At 39.3% G+C, this 19,322-nt stretch carries 16 protein-coding genes and 1 other annotated feature; of the genes, 3 read left to right on the forward strand and 13 right to left on the reverse strand.

Annotation, left to right across the window (positions count from 1 at the left end; genetic code table 11):
- Nucleotides 1-77 precede the first annotated feature (77 nt).
- The 6 genes from pepT to IGL13_RS12040 form a co-directional block, all read right to left on the reverse strand.
- Nucleotides 78-1,298: a peptidase T gene (gene pepT, locus IGL13_RS12015; protein ID WP_002354968.1), complete on the reverse strand. Its 1,221-nt coding sequence runs from the start codon at nt 1,296-1,298 to the stop codon at nt 78-80.
- A gap of 21 nt (nt 1,299-1,319) precedes the next feature.
- The gene (locus IGL13_RS12020) at nt 1,320-2,963 is read right to left on the reverse strand and encodes a peptide ABC transporter substrate-binding protein (RefSeq protein ID WP_002359061.1); all 1,644 of its coding nucleotides are present in this window, start codon (nt 2,961-2,963) and stop codon (nt 1,320-1,322) included.
- 49 nt (nt 2,964-3,012) lie between these two features.
- Nucleotides 3,013-3,258 (reverse strand) — a binding site (T-box leader).
- Between the two features lie 280 nt (nt 3,259-3,538).
- Nucleotides 3,539-4,492: a siderophore ABC transporter substrate-binding protein gene (locus IGL13_RS12025; protein WP_002359060.1), complete on the reverse strand. Its 954-nt coding sequence runs from the start codon at nt 4,490-4,492 to the stop codon at nt 3,539-3,541.
- Between the two features lie 38 nt (nt 4,493-4,530).
- Entirely contained in the window at nt 4,531-5,286 is a 756-nt protein-coding gene (locus IGL13_RS12030; protein ID WP_002354962.1) for an ABC transporter ATP-binding protein, read from the reverse strand.
- The gene (locus tag IGL13_RS12035) at nt 5,283-6,248 is read right to left on the reverse strand and encodes an iron chelate uptake ABC transporter family permease subunit (RefSeq protein WP_002371665.1); all 966 of its coding nucleotides are present in this window, start codon (nt 6,246-6,248) and stop codon (nt 5,283-5,285) included. The genes IGL13_RS12030 and IGL13_RS12035 overlap by 4 nt, the downstream gene beginning before the upstream one ends.
- On the reverse strand, nt 6,245-7,192 hold the full coding sequence (locus tag IGL13_RS12040) for an ABC transporter permease (RefSeq protein ID WP_002354960.1): 948 nt from the start codon (nt 7,190-7,192) through the stop codon (nt 6,245-6,247). Before IGL13_RS12040 ends, IGL13_RS12035 begins: the two co-directional genes overlap by 4 nt.
- 184 nt (nt 7,193-7,376) lie before the next feature.
- On the opposite strand from IGL13_RS12040, the gene IGL13_RS12045 reads away from it, so the two are divergent.
- Entirely contained in the window at nt 7,377-7,829 is a 453-nt protein-coding gene (locus IGL13_RS12045) for a YueI family protein (protein WP_002378807.1), read from the forward strand.
- A 185-nt stretch (nt 7,830-8,014) separates the two neighbouring features.
- On the opposite strand, the gene IGL13_RS12050 is transcribed toward IGL13_RS12045, so the two are convergent.
- Nucleotides 8,015-8,116, reverse strand: coding sequence for a putative holin-like toxin (locus IGL13_RS12050; RefSeq protein ID WP_224561205.1), 102 nt, complete (start codon nt 8,114-8,116; stop codon nt 8,015-8,017).
- Nucleotides 8,117-8,306: 190 nt separating this feature from the next.
- Nucleotides 8,307-10,577, reverse strand: a complete 2,271-nt coding sequence (gshAB, locus tag IGL13_RS12055; RefSeq protein WP_002378809.1) for a bifunctional glutamate--cysteine ligase/glutathione synthetase — start codon at nt 10,575-10,577, stop codon at nt 8,307-8,309.
- A gap of 170 nt (nt 10,578-10,747) precedes the next feature.
- On the opposite strand from gshAB, the gene IGL13_RS12060 reads away from it, so the two are divergent.
- Nucleotides 10,748-11,254, forward strand: a complete 507-nt coding sequence (locus IGL13_RS12060; RefSeq protein WP_002378810.1) for a cysteine hydrolase family protein — start codon at nt 10,748-10,750, stop codon at nt 11,252-11,254.
- Between the two features lie 189 nt (nt 11,255-11,443).
- Nucleotides 11,444-12,340: a YitT family protein gene (locus tag IGL13_RS12065; protein WP_002365354.1), complete on the forward strand. Its 897-nt coding sequence runs from the start codon at nt 11,444-11,446 to the stop codon at nt 12,338-12,340.
- A 50-nt stretch (nt 12,341-12,390) separates the two neighbouring features.
- On the opposite strand, the gene IGL13_RS12070 is transcribed toward IGL13_RS12065, so the two are convergent.
- From IGL13_RS12070 to smc, 5 genes are all read right to left on the reverse strand, one after another.
- Entirely contained in the window at nt 12,391-12,789 is a 399-nt protein-coding gene (locus tag IGL13_RS12070) for a VOC family protein (protein WP_002354951.1), read from the reverse strand.
- A gap of 119 nt (nt 12,790-12,908) precedes the next feature.
- Nucleotides 12,909-13,394, reverse strand: coding sequence for a cupin domain-containing protein (locus IGL13_RS12075; RefSeq protein WP_002381091.1), 486 nt, complete (start codon nt 13,392-13,394; stop codon nt 12,909-12,911).
- A gap of 159 nt (nt 13,395-13,553) precedes the next feature.
- Entirely contained in the window at nt 13,554-14,882 is a 1,329-nt protein-coding gene (ftsY, locus tag IGL13_RS12080; RefSeq protein ID WP_002385216.1) for a signal recognition particle-docking protein FtsY, read from the reverse strand.
- Between the two features lie 2 nt (nt 14,883-14,884).
- A complete protein-coding gene (locus IGL13_RS12085) occupies nt 14,885-15,712 on the reverse strand; it encodes a Cof-type HAD-IIB family hydrolase (protein WP_002354948.1) in 828 nt (275 codons plus the stop codon).
- A gap of 24 nt (nt 15,713-15,736) precedes the next feature.
- Nucleotides 15,737-19,315: a chromosome segregation protein SMC gene (gene smc / locus IGL13_RS12090; protein WP_194180216.1), complete on the reverse strand. Its 3,579-nt coding sequence runs from the start codon at nt 19,313-19,315 to the stop codon at nt 15,737-15,739.
- Nucleotides 19,316-19,322 lie beyond the last annotated feature (7 nt).

Here is a 19,322-nt window from a genome sequence, read left to right on the forward strand (position 1 = left end):
CTCCCTACTTTTCTACATACTTTACCGAAAAACAGCGAAACACGCAAGGAAAATCGGCATTTCCCTTGCGTGTTTCTTTAATTAGCGTTTAAGCGAATGATGGCAATGATCGTCTGAACAGCTTTGGCCATTGATTCAACGGTAATGAATTCATATTGCCCATGAAAATTCTCGCCACCTGTAAATAGATTAGGCGTGGGAATGCCCATGAAAGAAATCTTAGAACCATCTGTCCCGCCACGAAATGGTGTGATGATTGGTTCAATGTCACAACTTTCCATTGCTTGGACGGCCAATTCTACAGGAGTCCAATCTTTTTCGATGATTTCCTTCATATTATAGTATTGGTCTTGGAAAGTAATTGTTAGTCTGGGTTTATCCGCCAGCGCATTTAAACGTTGGACTTGTTTTTCCAAAAATTGCTTTCTCGCTTGAAAGTTTTCTTGATCATGATCCCGAATGATATAGACAAGTTCTGCTTTTTCAATACTTCCTGTAAATTTATTGAGTAAATAAAATCCTTCATTTCCACGTGTTTGTTCTGGTACTTCCTTTTGCGGTAGTGATTGATCAAGTTGTTCGCCTAATTTAATGGCATTCACTAACGAACCATAGGCCGTTCCCGGATGGACACTGGTTCCCTCAATTGTAATCACAGCTTGAGCGGCGTTAAACGTTTCATACTCGAAATGTCCCACGCGGCCACTGTCGATTGTATACGCAAAAGCGACTGGGAAGTTCGGCGCATCAAATTGATCGGCCCCGCGTCCAATCTCTTCATCTGGACCGAAGGCAAGCCAAACATCCCCCCGCGCTACTTCTGGATGTGCCAAAAAATACTCAACAGCAGCTAATATCTCGACAATTCCCGCTTTGTCATCTGCTCCTAAAAGTGTGGTTCCGTCTGTAGTAATCAACGTTTCCCCTTGATACTCTTTTAAATTGGGAAATTCAGCAACTGATAAAACGATGCCTTGTTCTTGATTCAAGAGGACATCTTGACCATCATAATTAGTGATGACTTGGGGACGGATGTTTTCTGCTGAAAAATCCGCCGTATCCAGATGTGCAATCAACCCGATGCTCTTCGCTGCAGGTTGGTTACCAGGCAACCGTGCCGTTAAAAAGCCGTTTTGTTCGTTATAATGCACATCGGCCAAACCTAATTCATGAAGTTCTGTTTCAATCATTTTGGCTAAAACCACTTGACCGACCGTCGTCGGTGTGGTTTGACTGTTGGCATCTGAACGGGTGTTAACTTTCACGTAAGTTAAAAATCGTTCGACTAATTTTTCCATTTTTTACTCCTTCTTCCTGAATCATTCTGTTAAATAAGCATTGCGCAAGTGGAAATAATCCCCATACAAGTGATAACTAATGCCTTTCAATTTAGGATTGATTAGATAATTTGAGGCACTTTGATACAGCGGTACTTGGGCAGCATCTTGGTTCAACAAGATGTCTTCCGCTTCTTTGTATTCTGCAAACTGTTTCTCTGGATTATTGGCATTAATCGTTCGTGCATCTTCTACCAGTTGGTCGTATTTGGCATTATGATAATTGCCATAATTGTAACTTGATTCTCCTGCATATAAGTTAAAGTAAGAGTCTAATTCACTACTGCCGGCAATCCATCCTGAAAGAGACAACTCATAATTTTTTTCACGTCGCGATTGGTTCACATTATTACTTGGTTGCGATGAAATGGTAATTTCTAAACCTGGCAGATTTTCTTGCAACTGACTTTGAACATATTCAGCAATTCGTTTTCCTTGATCTGTATCTGCCGCCAGCAATGAAAGTTTCACTTTTTTACCGACATCCGCTTGGGCTTTCGTCCATTCAGCTTGAGCTTTTTTGACGTCATTTTTCAAATATTCGCCACTGTAAGCTCGGAAATCTTCATCTGTTTCTGGATTCGCATAAAGTTTACTTGGAATCAATCCGTTGAGGGGTTTTGACCCATCGTTTAAGACACTTTGTGTTAAGGCTTCTTTATCAATTGCTTGGCCAATCGCTTTTCGTAAATGAACATTCGCTAATGGCGTTCCTTCTTTTTTGTTGAAATCTAAGAAGTAGTTGGCCACATCTGGATGACTGACATAGCCTGGATCATCTTGATATTGTTGAACATATTGTCCGTTAATGCGAACTAAGTCTAGTTCATTCGCTTGATATAAGTTAATCCCAGTATTATCTTCTTTGATTGTGCTAACCGCAACTTCTTCCAGTTTCACTTGATCCGCATCATAGTATTCTGGATTTTTTTTCAATGTCCAAGTATCTGAAGTCGCATCCCAATTGGCTAGCGTAAATGGCCCGCTATAAAGTAAATGTTCACTATCCAAGGCATAATCTTTACCTTGCGCTTCGACAAATTTTTGATTTTGTGGCGCTAACCAAGCAATCGAAACGACTGCTAAGAAGGAAGGTTGGGCCTGTTTTAATTCAACAATGAATTCTTTGTCATTAGGGGCTGAAATCCCTAATTCATCGACTGACTTTTCACCGTTGCGTATTTCAAAACTATTTTTAACACTGTCTAGTAAATAAGCATTCGGTCCAATAGTCGCTGGTGTCACCAGTTTTTTCCAAGAATAAACAAAATCTTGGGCCGTGATTGGCTCGCCATTGCTCCACTTAATCCCCTCCCGCAAGGTAAAGTGATACTTGCGCCCATCGTCACTAATCTTGACATCTTTAGCTAGAGCTGGCACCGTGGCACTATCATCATCAAACCGATACAGGCCTTCAAATAAATGTTGTGCCATTGTAAAGGTATTTTTATCTGTTGTTTGTGTTGTATCCAATGTTGAGATTGGTGCAGGTGAACTAATACTGATTTTTTGTTCAGCTGCTAAATTTCCCGAATCTACTTTCTCTGCCGCTTCTTTGGTTCCGCCACATGCGGCTAAAAGAAACCCTGTTGCAATCAAACCTACTACTTTTTTCCCCAATTTCATGTTGTTGCCCCCTCATATTTTTTAAACAAATAAAAAAAGCATTCGTCCTAAAAAGGACGAATGCTTATGCAATCGCGGTACCACCTTTGTTGATCTCTTCGCTAAAAAAGATCCGCTCGTTTCCAGTACAATCATACTGTAGCGCTATAACAGGCGCACCTGAATTGGTTTAAGCGAACGGCTTCAACCAACCTGTTCAAAGGCCATTTTCCCCTTTAACGTCACTACCTCTTCTCACCAAACGAGGCTCTCTGCAAGCTATTTTAAAAAGTACTTTCCTTCTCATCACATTTTGTTCTTTTATTTGTTTCATCAATCATACTGATTTACGGATAGTTTAGCAAACATTTTCGAGGCCGTCAACCACATTTTTAATTTAAAACTTTTTTGTTTTTCATTAAGAAGGTCGGGACAGAAGTGTTTAGCTCCGAGAAATAAGAAGAAATTTCCGAAAATTGTTCTTTAATTTTTGGAGAATTTCAGCTTATTTCCGAAGGAGTTGCTTTTGTTCCCGCCGTTTATCAGCTTTTAAGCCTAGGACAAAAATCCAAAGTGATTTTTGTCCTAGGCTTTTTTTACTCTAATCCTTTTTTAACATCTTCTATCATCAAATGCATTGATTCTAATCCACCACCGCTTAGATACCAAACATCTGGTTGAAGCATAATGACTTTATCATTTTTACCAGCATCGGTTTTTTGAATCAATTCGTTTGCAGCGACGTTATCTTTTGAATCGTCGCCACCAATTGCTTTGGTGCGATCTACCACAAAGAGAATCCCAGGATTTTTTTCTAAAACATATTCGTAAGAAACACTTTGCCCATGAGTGGAAGCTTCAATCTTATCGTCTGCTGCTTTGAAGCCAAATGTATCATGAATTAAACCGAAACGAGAGCCTTTTCCGTAAGCGGAAAGTTGTCCTTCGTTAACTAACACAACAAGCGCATTATTCGCGCTAGCTTCTGCTTGTTTTTTCACGTCAGCAATTTCTTTTTCTAAGCCAGTTATTTTTTCTTTAGCTACCTCTTCTTTATCAAAAATAGTGCCTAACGTTTCGATATTTTGTTTCGTTGATGCCCAAGGATTTTTGGCATCTACAGCTAAGTAAATGGTTGGCGCAATGGCTTTTAATTGTTCTTGATAATCTTGTTGACGACCAGAAATAATAATTAAGTCTGGTTTTAGTTGATTGATTTTTTCTAAATCTGGTTCTTTAATGCCGCCTGCTGATTCAACTTTTTGGTATTTTTTCAAATACGCAGGGATATTTTTAGTTGGCGCACCTACCACGCGGTCACCGACACCTAGTGCATCCATTGTATCCAAGGAACCATTATCAAAAACAACGACTTTCTGAGGATTTTTGGGAACGGTTAATTGACCATTGGTGTCTTTGACTGTGACTTCCGTTTTAGCTGTTGTTTCTGTTGTTGCAGAATCTGCTGTTTTTTTATTTGTTTGACAAGCACTTAACATTAACAGTCCCATCATTGAAACTGCCATCATTGCTAAAAATTTCTTTTTCATTCTTTTCCTCCAAAAATGTTATTTTTAAATTGCCCGATTTAGTGATAAAGACAAAAGCGTTTTCCTTCAATTTCACAAATCCGGATATTCATTTCATAAAGATCATTTAAAATACTTGTTTGAATAACTTCTTCTGTTGCGCCATGCGCATAGAGCTTTCCGCCTTTCATGGCGACAATTTCATCTGCATAGCTTGCGGCAAAATTAATATCATGTAGAACAATCAGAATCGTTTTTCCTAGTTCATCCACTAAGCGTTTAAGAATCTGCATCATTTGAACCGCATAATTCATGTCGAGGTTATTTAAGGGCTCATCTAATAAAATATAATCGGTATCTTGGGCTAAAATCATGGCAATATACGCCCTTTGTAATTGGCCCCCAGAAAGGGTATCAATGTATTCTTCTGCCATTTCAGTTAAGCCCAATTGTTCCAGTGCTTCTGTTACTTTTTCGTGGTCAGCGCTTTTTAAGCGACCTTTGGAATAAGGAAAACGACCAAAATTGACCAGTTCTCGCACAGTTAATTTAAGTTGTACACCGTTGGCTTGTTTTAAAAGGGCAATTTTTTGTGAAAAAGCTGATTGCTTCCAGGTTTTTACTTCTTGCTTGTCCAGATAAATTTCCCCGGTATCTTTGGGAATTAAGCGACTCATCATGGCTAGCAGCGTGCTTTTCCCAGCGCCATTTGGTCCAATAAAGGCCGTTAATTTGCCTTCAGAAATAGGTAAATCAATGTCTGAAACGACAAATTTATCGCCATATTTTTTTGATACATCACTCATCTGGATCATGTGCGTTGCTTCCTTTCTGCAATAATTTTCCATATAAAATAAACGCCCCCAACAAATTGAATCACCACACTGAGCGGGGTATTCAAATGAAAGACCTGTTCAACCATCAATTGACCGAACACCAGTAAAAAGACTGCTATTAAACTCCCTGCCACAAACAGTTCTCGGTGGCGATAGGTTTTCATGAATTGATAACTCATATTGGCCACGATAAAACCTAAAAATGTAATCGGTCCCACTAATGCTGTTGATAAGCCGACCAGACTACTGATCAAACACAACAACACTAATTGAAACTGATTCACAGCAATCCCCAAATTCTGGGCTTGATGGTTCCCTAAATGTAAAACGTCTAAACGGTAACTTTCCCGCCAAAGTATCCCACAAATCATGAGTACCGCCACACCAACGAAAACGAGATACTGACTATTGACGTTACCAAAACTGGCAAACAACTTTCCTTGGAGTAAGTCGTATTCGTTAGGATCCATAATCACTTGTAAAAACGTACTAATACTACTGAAAAAAGTACCTAAAATCATGCCAATCATCAATAATAAAAATAAATCGGATTGATTTTTGCGTAATAGAAAATACGATAAACTAGTACTTAAAAACACCATTAAAAAGACGTTCATCAAAAACGACCCAAGACTTACTTGGCCTAACGCTTGTGCGCCTCCTAAAAGAAAAAATAACACCGTCTGCACAAAGACATACAAGGAATCCATCCCTAAAATGTTTGGCGTTAGGAAATGATTTTGCGTGACTGTTTGAAAACTAATAGTTGAAAAAGCCGCAGCGATTCCAACAAAAATAAAAGCCAATAACTTTTTGCCTCGTAACGCCAAAGCAAAGGACCAATTGCCATACGTGTTATAAGTTAAATAACAAAGGCTCACAATTACTACGGCAGCTAAAAGCAAAAGTAATGAAAGCCATTTTTTTAAAGGCCGTTTCATTGTTTGCGCCCCCTTAGTAATAATAAAATGAACAAAATGCTCCCTAATGTTCCGACAACCACGCTGACAGGAATTTCATAGGGGGCAATCAATACTCGTGCTAAAATATCACAGATTAACAAGAACAAACTCCCGCAAATCCCAGTTAACCACAAGGTATTTTTCATATGATCGCCATAACGTAAAGACACGAGATTGGGAATCACAACCCCTAAAAACGGAATATTCCCCACCATCAATAAAACGATGGCACTTGCTAAAGCAACCAGCGTCAAACCTAAAAACTGAATTCGCTGGTAATGGACGCCAAGACTATTTGCAAATGCTTCACCCATACCAACGACAGTGAAATGATAAGCAAATAAATAAATAACAAACCACAAAGGAATCATTAAGAATAACCATTCATAATTCCCTTTCATAACTGTGGAAAAATTTCCTTGTAACCAAGCAGACATATTTTGAACCAATTGGTATTGATAGGCAAAAAATGTGGCAATTGAACCTAGAATGTTACCAAACATCACGCCCACCAAAGGGACCATCACTTGATTCTTACTTGGTAATAATCGAATGAGCGCTAAGAATAACAAGGTCCCGCTTAGCGCAAAAATAAAAGCAATTGCCGTTCGATAGAGAAACGGAGCTGTTGGGAAAAATAACATTGCGACTAAAATACCCAACCTTGCACTATCGGTTGTTCCAGCGACACTAGGAGCGACAAATTTATTTTGTGTGAGTTGCTGCATAATCAATCCAGAAATACTCATCGTACTACCAGCAATGATTAAACTCAACGTGCGGGGAACACGGGTGGTAAATAAAACAAATTGTTGCTGCGCATCTAATTGAAACAACTGAGAAAGTGCAATGTCCTTCACCCCTATCACTAATGACAATAAGCTGAAAAGTAATAGTAGAACAAACAAACCAATCTTTTTCATGAGAAAACTCCATTTTTATTTAATTGAGAATGATTCTCATTCTTAGTTACAGTGTATGAGAAAACCATCACAAATGCAACCACTTTTTTTCCTTTCTTAAAAACTTCTTCTCAAGCCGACTGACCAACGACTTATCTAAGATATGCTATAATGGAGGGAAATGTTAGGAAAGGAGTGTTACTGAATGGCGAATGATGACTTACAACAACGTCTGGATAAAGGAATGTACGGTACGCCCCTCGTTAATCCTGAAGAACAACACAAATACATGGGCACATTTCGTGAACGCTGCCGTCTCTCCATGACCGTCGCTGAAATGAAAGATGCACAGAACCAAAAACATTTATTAGAAGAATTAGCGAAGCATCCTGAAGTTACAGTACTTTTAAATGGCGAAATCTCTTCTGACCTGCAAAGTACCTATATTAAATTATTAAATCAGCATGGCGCAACCTTTAAGATTGTTAACAATTTTGTGGAGAACAACCCTGACTCTCTCGGCTTACTGTTAGCTGAAAAACATGCAGTCGATGAACCTGTGATTGACGTTACAGAAAAATATCCTCAAGCAACAGAAACGCCAAAAGAAGAGCCAACAGCTAAAAAAAGCTTTTGGCAAAAACTATTTCACTCATAAAAAGCTCAAGGAAAGTTATGAGCGCTTCCATTTATAATAGAATTATGCTATTATGAAAATGAAAAAGAGAGGTATGCGGGTACATACCTCTCCTTTTATACCAACACCAGTTATAAGAACTGGTGGCTTACTGAGTTAAGTTTTTGTTGTTCTTTAACCGTTCAGCCGTCTAAGCTTATGAACGGTTATTTTTTATCGTTTTTCGTTGCTTCAAGGATACCGAAAATCAGTAGTGCAACAAACGCTGCAAAACTAATCATCAATTCCAATGTCGCTTCGATTGACAAAAAAAATGCTCCTTTCGTTAAAGTGCATCGGATACACATAGGCATCACCTGCCTCTCTAACTCAGAGCCACCGTCATACAACTTTCATTGGTAATAGTTTTAGTATAACCTATTGGGTTCACCAAGAAAACGTTTTTATAAAGAATACCGCCAAAAAATCTATTATGAATTTTTTGGCGGTATTCTTTTTTTATTGAACCACTTCTGGGTATAAAAGTTTTAAAACGTCCATTGTCAAGCGTCTACCCTGTCCAGCGTATGGATACACATGCATGTGCATGGCTGGATTAAAGTTTGCTTCGATAATCCCGTACGTTAAGCTATCACGTGCGCCTTTTACGTCTTTGTCAGGAATGATTAAATCAATGCCACAAATTTTGGCTCCTAAAGCAGCTACGGCCTCAATGGCGATTTGTTTATAACTATCATCAATGACATCGGTCATATCAATCGAATCCCCGCCCGTGCTAACATTAGAATTTTCTCGCAAGTACACGATTTGCTCTTTTTCTGGCACAGAATAGATAGTTAAACCTTGTTCTTTCAACATTAGTTTTTCTAAATCATTTAACTGGATTAACTCTAGTGGTGCACGGTGATTGGTCCCCCGCAATGGATCACTATTTTTAGCGGCCACCAATTCTTCTACAGTGTGTTTGCCATCACCGGTAACATTGGCTGGCACGCGCAACATGATGGCTTTTACATCATTATCTAACACAAAGAACCGATATTCTGTTCCAGGTAAAAATTCTTCAATTAAAACCGCTGTGTCCTCTTTAAAAGCAATCCGTAACGCTTCCGTAAAGTCTTCCAACGAAGCGCCTTCTTTAAAAATGGTAATTCCTAAACCGTAATTCGTTGATTTTGGTTTCACGACAAACGCTTTATTGGCGTAGCGCAAATGTGCTTCTTGTGCCTCAATAAAAGATGAAAATTCTTCACCGCCAGGCACATGGAAACCTGCTGCAGACAAAATTTTCTTTGTCACGGTTTTGTTTTCCATAATCAATGGTACCACGTAGTTATCTTTGCTAGTCATGTTGGCATTTTTGACGTATTCAATGTGCTCGCCATGTTGCAGTTTCAAAAATTGCTCTTGTTCATCTAAAATTTCGATTTCCAGACCTTTTTGAATCGCATCAAATAAGAAAATTTGTGTGGATAATTCCATCTCACGGAAACCAGCTAATTGATAAGGGCGTTCAAAGGCCATACTTTGATATTGGTTTCCAAAAATATTACCCAATTCACTGTTGGAGTTTTCTTGAATAATCGTCCACATTTTGCCAGAAACGGTGTCTTGTGGATTCCGCAGTTGTTGATAATACTTACCGACAACTTCTTTGCCTTTGCGAATGCCTAGAGCATCTAACATATCAATCATTTCTGAAAAAATCCGATCGCCTTCTGCAATTAACTTAATCGTTTCATGAGGATGACCAAGAGCCACTTGTTCATTAAAAATATCCCCAGTTTTCACCCATTCATCCGCTTCTTCTTTTTCATCTGTCCACAATAAATACAACATGAAATAATGTAAGAAATCCACGGTATCTTCCACAATGCCTAAACGTGAAAAAGGATTTAAGTCTAAATTACGCAACTCGATATAGCGAATACCTGTTTTAGGCAGATCAGACATTTGTTTCCCGCCACGTAAGCGCACAGGCGCATAAAATTCTTTTTCTTCAGAAAGTAAACCATTTTCCACCATGCGATGAATATCTTCTAAATAGCGTTCCAATGAGGCATACGATACTTTCACATTGTCATGATTTCTGTAGCCATACGTACTATTCCGAATACTGCGAATGGGTTCTTGCGGTTGGTCGTCATAGACTCTAAAGTAGCCGTCTTCACTAACTGGTGAAGCCCCAAAAAGATACGTAATTAACCAGCGATAACGTAAAAAGTTACGGGCAACTTTCATGTACACTTTCGTTTTAAATTGTTTGCAATCTGTCACTTCGGATTGTTCATCATATAATTGCTGAATCAGGGCTTGGTCATATTCAAAATTAAAATGAATTCCGCTGACCATTTGTTTTCGTTTGCCATACTCTTTTGCCAAATAACGACGATATAACACTGCATCATATTGATCTAATTTAGCAATTTTAATCTCTTCATCTTTTGTTGGTAATTGTGGCGGCATACTTAATGGCCACAACATTTCATCTTCTGGAATCGAACGACGAGCCACATCGTGAATGGCATCTAAAAAACGAAGCATTTCTGTGCCGCTATTTGCTACAGGCGTGATTAGTTCTAATTGTGTTTCACTAAAATCTGTTTGAATATATGGATGATAAGAACGGTTACCAAAAACCGTGGGATGATCAGTTGTCGCTAAAAGCCCTTCTCGTGTACTACGTTGGTTTTCTTTTTCTAAACCAAAACGAGCCATCAATACGTAAGGACGAACATTTTTCTTTTGCATTAATTCTCTATAATTCATCTTGTCGCCTTTCTTTCTACAAACTATCTGTTTCTCTTACTATTATATAGGAAAACGAGTAAATATGCTGTTTTTTTGAACGTTCACTTGGGAATTTTCGAGACACTTTTAGAGAGCGCCTTTTTCCGTTATACTGAAAACAACTAGTTTATAGAAAGTGGGGATTGCTCATGAAAAATCGTGCATTACTTTTAATTGACTTTCAAAAAGGCATCGAAAGTCCGTCGCAGCAATTGTACCGTCTGCCAGCAGTGTTGGAAAAGGTCAATCAGCGTATTGCTGTCTACCGCCAACACCATGCGCCCATTATTTTTGTTCAACATGAAGAAACCGAATTACCTTTTGACTCAGACTCTTGGCAACTTTTTGAAAAGCTGGATGCACAGCCCACAGATTTTTTCATCCGCAAAACGCATGCGAATGCCTTTTACCAAACAAATTTAAATGATTTATTGACGGAACAAGCCGTTCAAACGTTAGAAATTGCTGGTGTCCAAACCGAGTTTTGTGTGGACACTACAATTCGGATGGCTCATGGTTTAGGCTATACGTGTTTGATGACACCGAAAACCACTTCCACCTTGGATAATGGACATTTAACCGCAGCACAAATTATCCAACATCATGAAGCTATTTGGGCTGGCCGCTTTTTGACTTTTTTGCCTTCAATAAATTGAGGGCTTTTCCAAAAAATTGTTTGTTCACTATGTTTTCTTGTCGTATTTCATGTTAGTATAAGGAAAAAGTGTTCAGTTGATTAGTTGAAGATTTAGAGTGTGGGACATAAGTCGATTAGGCTTGTCTCTCATGTTCTGTCTTTTTTTATGTCATCATTCACTAAACTAATAAATAATTGGAGGTATTTTATGAACAAATTTTTTACAGCCCAACGTTTAAAAGACACCGCCTATGTAACAGTCGGTGCATTCATTTTGGCCATTTCAATCAATGCGGTCTTATTGCCAAATAAACTTGTCGCAGGCGGAGCCAATGGCATTAGTATTGTTATTAATTATGTTTTCGGGATTAGTCCCGCCATTGTTCTTTACGCCATCAATATTCCTCTTTTAGTGCTTTGTTTCTTACTTCTTGGGAAAGAGGTCGGTGTCAAAACCATTTATGGCAGCCTTATTTATCCATTTTTTGTAGGAATTACTTCGGGGATGCCTGTTTTAACACATAATATTTTTCTAGCAGCATTATTTGGCGGTATTATTACAGGTGCTGGCCTAGGCTTGGTTTTCCGTGGCAATGCTTCAACTGGTGGGACAGCAATCATTTCACAAATTGTCAATAAATACTTCAAAGTTTCCTTAGGTATTGCTATTTTATTCGTCGATGGTTTAGTCATTTTATCAGCAATGTATGCTTTTAATGCAGATATTGTGCTATTCTCTTTAATTTGTTTATTTACAATTGGTCGTGTCGTTGACATGATTCAAGTTGGTCTGGTTCGCTCGAAGAATGTGATGATTATTTCACCAAAATATGTCGCTATTCAAGAACGCTTATTACGTGAACTAGATAAAGGTGTGACCTTGGTGCCAATCGAAGGCGGTTATCGAAGCGCGAAAGGCATGCTCTTAATGACTGTCATTCGTGAAAAAGATTTTCCCCGCTTAAAAGAAGCCATTCTTGAGATTGATGAAGAAGCTTTTTTGATTTCAATGAGTGCGAGTGAAGTCTACGGAAAAGGATTTAGCTTGAAAAAAGTAGCTGATTCTTATGGTGTTGAAGCTACTAATGCCAATAATTTACAATAGTTTTTTGTAGGAAAAGAGCCGCAAAATCTGTAGAGATTTTGCGGCTCTTTTTACATCTTCATCCAGACAGGTTCTAAGCTATTGCCATCCAAATCTTGCACCTCTAAGCCATACATTTGCTCTTCTGGTATTCCCATATCAACTCGGTAACAGTTGCCTCCGTTAGCTTTGGCGGTTTCGCCAAACTGTTTTACGGCTTCGGCACTCTCTAAACTAAAGGAAATTAATGCCCCACTGGTTGTTTGCGCATCAATAATTTGCTTTTCTTGGATAAATTTTCCATAAAAGTCATGGTTCAACAACATAATCCAAAATTGATCATCCCACATCATCGAACTAGCTTCCTCTGTTGAAAATTCCTCGTTCTTTTTGAATCCAAGTTTTTCATAAAATGCTGTAGAACGTTGGACATCCGCTACTGGGAAGTTAACAAAAACCATTGTGCCCATGTGATTCATCCCTTTCTTTTAATCATCTACGACAGCTAAGTGTGCGTTGCGACAAAATCAACAAGCTTGTTTGATTTATACTAGCATATTCATAAAAGAAATGTTACTAAAACGTTTTCTTAAGGTAATTCTCGATAAGCCAAGTGCTGAATGATTTCACTATGTTGTGGATAATCGTTTAACAATTCCGCTTGAGTAAATAACTCGAAGTCTTCAAACTCAAAGCCTGGTGTAACCACACAACTGACTAACGCAAATCCTGTCGCTACTGTAGAGCCAAAGATTGTGCCGGCAGGAACTGAGAACGAAAGCTGTTGTCCTTGAACTAAGTCTTTCCCTAACTGAACAGCTTGATACGTTCCATCAGGAAAAATACAGTGAACGGTTAATGGCTGACCATCGTGAAAAAACCATAATTCATCCGCTTTTAAACGATGAAAATGTGACGGACTTTCTGTATTTAATAGAAACAAAATCGCTGTATGCAACGCCCGTTCGCCTCGTTTGGTTGGAATCAATTGTTCACTTTTATTGGTTTGTTTAAAATAACCGCCCTCAGGATGCGCTTCTAATCCTAACTTCTCAATCCACATTTGTTCTGTCATCTTCTCCCTCACTCCTTCATTTTTTTCAGAAACAATTTAGAAAGAACTTAGAACATCCGTCCTAATCCTAAAATAAACGGCGGGACAGGAGTAGCTTCTTCATTCTTGAAGCTAAATACTCCTGTCCCACGTTCTTCCCAAACCTGTTATTTTCTACAACTAAACATCTTTTAATAAGCCTTTAAATAAGCCCATTGCGAAATCGTTGGCATTAAATGGTTCTAAATCGTTAATGCCTTCACCTAGACCAACTAATTTCACTGGCAAGTGTAATTCATTCCGAATAGCAATGACAATACCACCTTTGGCTGTTCCGTCTAGTTTGGTTAAAACTAAGCCAGTGACATCGGTTGTTTCTTTGAACTGTTTGGCTTGTGTCATCGCATTTTGCCCAGTAGTTGCGTCCACGACTAAGAGAACTTCGTGAGGCGCATCTGGAATTTCTCGTTGGATGACTCGTTTGATTTTTTCTAATTCTTTCATTAAGTTGACTTTATTTTGTAAACGACCTGCTGTATCCACTAGCAAAACATCGGCCTGTTCTGCTTTGGCACGTTCCACTGCATCGAAAACGACCGCTGCTGGATCGCCGCCAGCATTCCCACGCACAACTTCAACGCCAGCCCGTTCACCCCAAACAACTAATTGATCGATGGCGCCCGCTCGGAACGTATCGGCAGCGGCCATTAAAACTTTCTTTCCTTCCAACTTGTATTGATGGGCTAATTTACCAATGCTGGTTGTTTTACCAACTCCATTAACACCAACAAATAAAATCACGGTTAAGCCATTTGGCTGTAAGTTAATCGCATTATTTTCATTAATTCCTGCTTCTTCATACAAATCAACCATTTTTTCAATGATGGTATTTTGAACTTGAGCTGGTTTTTTCACATTTCGCAGTTTCACTTCTTGTCGCAAGGCTTCTGTAATTTTTAAGGATGTATCAAAGCCTACGTCTGCACCAATTAACGTTTCTTCTAATTCTTCAAAGAAATCTTCATCAACGCTCCGGAAATTAGCAAACAATTCGTTCAACCGTTGACCAAATGTCTTACGTGTTTTTTCCAAACCTTTTTCATATTTTTCTTGGACTTGTTCTTCTTTCGACTCTTCAATTTCTTCTGAAACCTGCGTGTCTGTTGGTTCTGCCAACGGAGTTACGACACTACTTTCTTCCTCAGGCGCTTCCACAACAACTTCTTGTGTTTCCTCTGTCAGGATTTCTTCTGGCTCTTCTTCTAATGCTTCTTCTACGCCAGCTAATTTTTCCATTTCAGCGTTATCTGTTAAATCGGCTGTTTCTGTGACTTCTTCCGCTGTCGTTTCTGGCGTTGTTTGCGCCTCTTCTGCTGCGGTTTCTTTTGATTCAGCAGGCGCTGATTCATCACTAGGTGTTTCGTCTACTGTTTCTTCAATTATCTCTTGTTTTTCTTCTTCCTTTTTTTCAGCGGAAAAAGCTTTTTTTATTTTATCAAAAAATCCCATTCTTATTGGCCTCCTTCCAACGGCGTTAAAATATATTTTTCGACCGCTTTGGCAACGCCATCTTGGTCATTCGTGTCTGTAACGACATCTGCGGCTTCTTTAACTAATGGAATCGCATTTGCCATGGCGACACCTAAGCCAGCGTATTCGATCATCGGTAAATCATTTTCTTCGTCCCCTAGGGTCATGATTTCTTCTGCACGGATTCCTAAATCTTTGGCTAACAAGGAAATACCATAGGCTTTCGTAATCCCTTTTGGCATAAATTCTAATAAGTTATTTCGCGTTTTAATAATTTCAAAGCGCTCATAAAAGGAGGCCGGAATTTCCTTGATGCGTTCATTTAAATACGCTTCATCAATCGCAACAACAACTTTGTTATAAATTCGATTCGGGGTTAACTCTTCTAATTTGTAGGACTCAAAGGTTAATAATTTGTTTAGAGAACTATAAATTGAAGGATAATTTGGGGCAGAAGGCAGTTGCATCACGACCTCATCGGATAAGACATCAAACGGCATGTTGAGTGTGGTTGCTAATTGGTACAGCTCATGAATCGCTTCCAAGGGCATCAATGTTTTTTCAATAATGGCCCCTGTATCATTTTTTTGAACCAATCCGCCGTTAAAAGTAATGCTATAATCGCCTTCCTCTTGTAAACCTAATTCTTCTAAGTAAGGACCAATAGCTGCCAAAGGTCGACCTGTGCAGATAACAACTTTCACGCCTGCTTGTTTCGCAGCCATCAGTGCTTGTTTATTCCGTAAAGAAATCTCTTTTTGGCTATTTAATAATGTTCCATCTAAATCAATAGCAACTAATTTTATCAAACGTTCGCTCCTCCTTGCTTCTGGCTAATTGCTTTTTTCAATTGCGCCACCTTCTTTGACCTCTTCCAAGCGAACTGAAACGATTTTTGAAACCCCAGATTCTTGCATAGTCACGCCATATAAAACATCTGCGGCTTCCATTGTCCCTTTACGATGTGTCACCACGATAAACTGTGTGCCATCTTCAAATTCGCTTAAATAATGACCAAAACGAGCAACGTTGGCTTCATCTAAAGCTGCTTCTACTTCATCTAAAATACAGAACGGAACTGGTCGAACACGAATAATTGAAAAGAGTAATGCAATCGCCGTTAATGCCCGTTCGCCTCCAGACAACAAGCTTAAATGTTGTAATTTTTTCCCTGGTGGTTGCGCCTCAATCTCAATCCCTGTATTCAAGAGATCCTCTGGGTTGGTTAGCGCCAGCTCTGCCCGTCCGCCACCAAACATATTAGGAAATACCACTTTGAACTGGCCACGAATTGCTTCAAAGACTTCTTTAAACCGTTCTTTCACTTCTTGGTCCATTTCATCCATGGTTTCAAATAATTGTTCTTTCGCATTTAATAAATCATCACGTTGACTGACTAGAAATTGATGGCGTTCATCGACTTGTTCAAATTGCTCGATGGCACTTAAGTTAACAGGTCCTAACCGCTCAATTTCTTGTTTTAGGCGTTTCACTGTTTGCTGCGCTTGCGCTAAATCATCGATTGGGAAATACGCTTCATAGGCAGCTTCAAAGGTTAAGCTGTATTCTTCCTGTAAGTAACTTAACGAGCTATCTAATTGCATTTCTGCACGATTTTTTAGGACTTCGATTTGTGTTTTATCTGCTAAATACTGTTGTTGGCGTTTGTTTTCTTCCGCTAATTTTGTATCTAACTCGTCTACTTCTTCTTGCAACGCTTGTCGTTGACTGCGTGCCGTTTGTAAAGACGTTTGCAACGCTGTTTGTTTCTCCGCTAATTGCGCGACTTGTGCCGCTAAGCCTTCTTCGGTTAACTGGTGATCGCTAGAATGGCTACTTAATTGTTGTAGCTGTTGACGGATGGCCGTTTCTCGAATCAACAATTCGTCCAATTGTTCTTGTTTGTCTTGCTTTTGACGAGCAAAATGGGCACATTGTTCCGCCGCTACTGCTTGTTCTGCTTGAACTGTCGTCAAGCGTTCTTGCGCTTGGGCTTTAAAGGTTTCCATTTGGCTAGCTTCTTGTTCCACTTGTTTCATTTCAGCATCTAAACGTTCTTTCGTTGCCGTTAAGCTTGCTTGTTGCTCTGTCAATGTAGCTTTTTTCGTTTGATATTCAGTTAAGAATTGATGCAATTCCCGTGATTCATATTCAAACAAGCGTTTTTCTTTTGTTAAACGAGTAATCGTTTCTGTTTGATTGGCTAATTTATTGTCAATTTCTTGTTGTTTTAAGCGATTTTGTTCACCAGCAGAGCGCAACATTTCTGCACGTTCCGTGGCTGTTTTCACTTCTTGCGAGAGCGCTTGGACTTCTTGTTCTACACTTCTTAGTTGTGTTTCTAATTGAGTCATTTGTTCAGTAATTGTTTGAAGTTCTTGCGCTTGTGAAAATAGGCTTCCTTGGTTGCCACGTTTATTGGCTCCCCCAGTCATCGAACCGCCAGGATTCATCACATCGCCTTCCAATGAGACAACGCGATATTGGTAATTGACTAATTTTGCTAACTGGTTGGCACTCGTTAAATCTGCCGCTAAAATCGTGACGCCTAAGAGATTTTGAATAACGGTTTGTACTTGTTCTGGATAACGAACTAATTCACTGGCAATCCCCACGAAGCCCGGTGCACCAGCCAAACGATTCTGAACCATCGCCGATACAGAGCGTGGCTTAATGGTGGTCAATGGTAAAAAGGTTGCTCGGCCACTGTGTTGTTGTTTTAAGAAGGTGATGCCTGCTCGACCATCTTTCTCATTTTCCACAACAATATGTTGCGCCGCACCACCTAGGGCCGTTTCAATCGCCAACGTATATTCTTTAGGCACTTCAATTAACTCAGCCACTGCGCCAACAATCCCAGTTAATTGGTTTTTGTGACGCAATACAGCTTTCACGCCTTGATAGAAGCCAGCGTAATTTTCTTGAATTTCTTGCAAACTTTTTTGGCGTGCCTTCGCTTGTTGCACTTGATTCATCGCTTGGTACATATCATTTTGACGCTGTGCTAACCGTTCACGTTTGGCTTCAAGCGTTGCTTTCAACGCGGTGTATTCTTCCAGTTGTTCTTGTAAGCCTTGTTTTGCGACTTTTTGCTCTTTTTCTAGCGTCTCTTTCATTGCGAGAGCTTCAACCATCTGTTCTTCTAGCGCTTCGTGTTTTGCTAGCGATTGTTGATTTTTAGCTGTTTCTTGTTGATATTGTCGTTCTAAATATTTTAAGTCATTGGCTGTATTGGCTTGTTCTTGCATAACTTCCACATACTGACTGCGCAATTCTTCCATTAATTCTTTAGAAGACTTACTATATTTTTCCACATCTTTCGTTGCCAAAGCCAATGCTTCTTTTAACGTCTGACGTTGTGCCGTTTTTTCTGCGATTGCTGTTTCCAGCGTCTGCAATTCTTCTCGATAACGAACAATTTTTTCGGCCGTTTCTGCCAATGTCTCTTCGTATTCGCTTGCCGTTTGGGAGGTGTGTTTAGAACGTTCAATTAAAACATTTTTTTGTCCTTCTGCTTGTTTCAACGCTTCTGTCACTTGTAATAATTGTTGTTGTTCCGTTTCAATTTGTTCATCTAAACGATTGCGCTTGCTTCGTAAACGTACCAATTTGCCTTCTAGGTCGTGGACTTGTTTACTTGCGCCAGCTAACTTTTCTTCAATGGCTGTTAATTCTTGCGTTTTCGTTTCCCAAATAGCTTTTGCTTCTTGAATTTCGGTCACAGTTAAATTGACATCAATTTCGGTAAGTTCTTCTTTCAAAGCTAAATACTTTTTAGCCGCATCTGCTTGGGCGGCTAGAGGAACTAATTGGTCTTCCAACTCGTAAATGATATCTTGGACACGGCTTAAGTTGTCCTCGGTTTCGAAAAGCTTTTGTTCAGCCTTTTTCTTTCGTTGTTTGTATTTTAAAACGCCCGCTGCTTCTTCAAAAATCCCTCGACGGTCTTCAGGTTTACTATTAAAAATCGCTTCAACTTTCCCTTGCGAAATAATTGAAAAAGATTCTTTGCCTAACCCTGAATCCATAAATAAATCTTGAATATCTTTTAAACGGCACGCTTGTTTATTAATAAAAAAGTCACTTTCGCCCGTTCGTTTTAAACGACGGGTGACACTAATCTCACTATAATCCAATGCTAAATAATGGTCGCTGTTGTCTAACGTCACGGTAACTTCCGCAATATTTAGCGGCTTACGACCTTCCGAACCGGCAAAGATAATGTCGTTCATTTTGCCACCGCGAAGGTTTTTCGCAGATTGTTCACCTAATACCCAACGAACGGCTTCCGTGATATTACTTTTCCCACTTCCATTCGGACCAACCACTGCTGTCACATCATCTTCAAATTCAATAATGGTTTTATCTGCAAATGATTTAAATCCTGTAATTTCAATTCGTTTTAAATACACGAATATT

The organism is Enterococcus sp. DIV1937 (genome assembly GCF_050535975.1).
GTDB classification, from domain to species: domain Bacteria; phylum Bacillota; class Bacilli; order Lactobacillales; family Enterococcaceae; genus Enterococcus; species Enterococcus faecalis.

Bases quoted from the DNA above. Each gene is read 5' to 3' on its own strand.
- pepT (WP_002354968.1), bottom strand. From the start codon at position 1,298: ATGGAAAAATTAGTCGAACGATTTTTAACTTACGTGAAAGTTAACACC.
- IGL13_RS12020 (WP_002359061.1), bottom strand. From the start codon at position 2,963: ATGAAATTGGGGAAAAAAGTAGTAGGTTTGATTGCAACAGGGTTTCTT.
- IGL13_RS12025 (WP_002359060.1), bottom strand. From the start codon at position 4,492: ATGAAAAAGAAATTTTTAGCAATGATGGCAGTTTCAATGATGGGACTG.
- IGL13_RS12030 (WP_002354962.1), bottom strand. From the start codon at position 5,286: ATGATCCAGATGAGTGATGTATCAAAAAAATATGGCGATAAATTTGTC.
- IGL13_RS12035 (WP_002371665.1), bottom strand. From the start codon at position 6,248: ATGAAACGGCCTTTAAAAAAATGGCTTTCATTACTTTTGCTTTTAGCT.
- IGL13_RS12040 (WP_002354960.1), bottom strand. From the start codon at position 7,192: ATGAAAAAGATTGGTTTGTTTGTTCTACTATTACTTTTCAGCTTATTG.
- IGL13_RS12045 (WP_002378807.1), top strand. From the start codon at position 7,377: ATGGCGAATGATGACTTACAACAACGTCTGGATAAAGGAATGTACGGT.
- gshAB (WP_002378809.1), bottom strand. From the start codon at position 10,577: ATGAATTATAGAGAATTAATGCAAAAGAAAAATGTTCGTCCTTACGTA.
- IGL13_RS12060 (WP_002378810.1), top strand. From the start codon at position 10,748: ATGAAAAATCGTGCATTACTTTTAATTGACTTTCAAAAAGGCATCGAA.
- IGL13_RS12065 (WP_002365354.1), top strand. From the start codon at position 11,444: ATGAACAAATTTTTTACAGCCCAACGTTTAAAAGACACCGCCTATGTA.
- IGL13_RS12070 (WP_002354951.1), bottom strand. From the start codon at position 12,789: ATGGGCACAATGGTTTTTGTTAACTTCCCAGTAGCGGATGTCCAACGT.
- IGL13_RS12075 (WP_002381091.1), bottom strand. From the start codon at position 13,394: ATGACAGAACAAATGTGGATTGAGAAGTTAGGATTAGAAGCGCATCCT.
- ftsY (WP_002385216.1), bottom strand. From the start codon at position 14,882: ATGGGATTTTTTGATAAAATAAAAAAAGCTTTTTCCGCTGAAAAAAAG.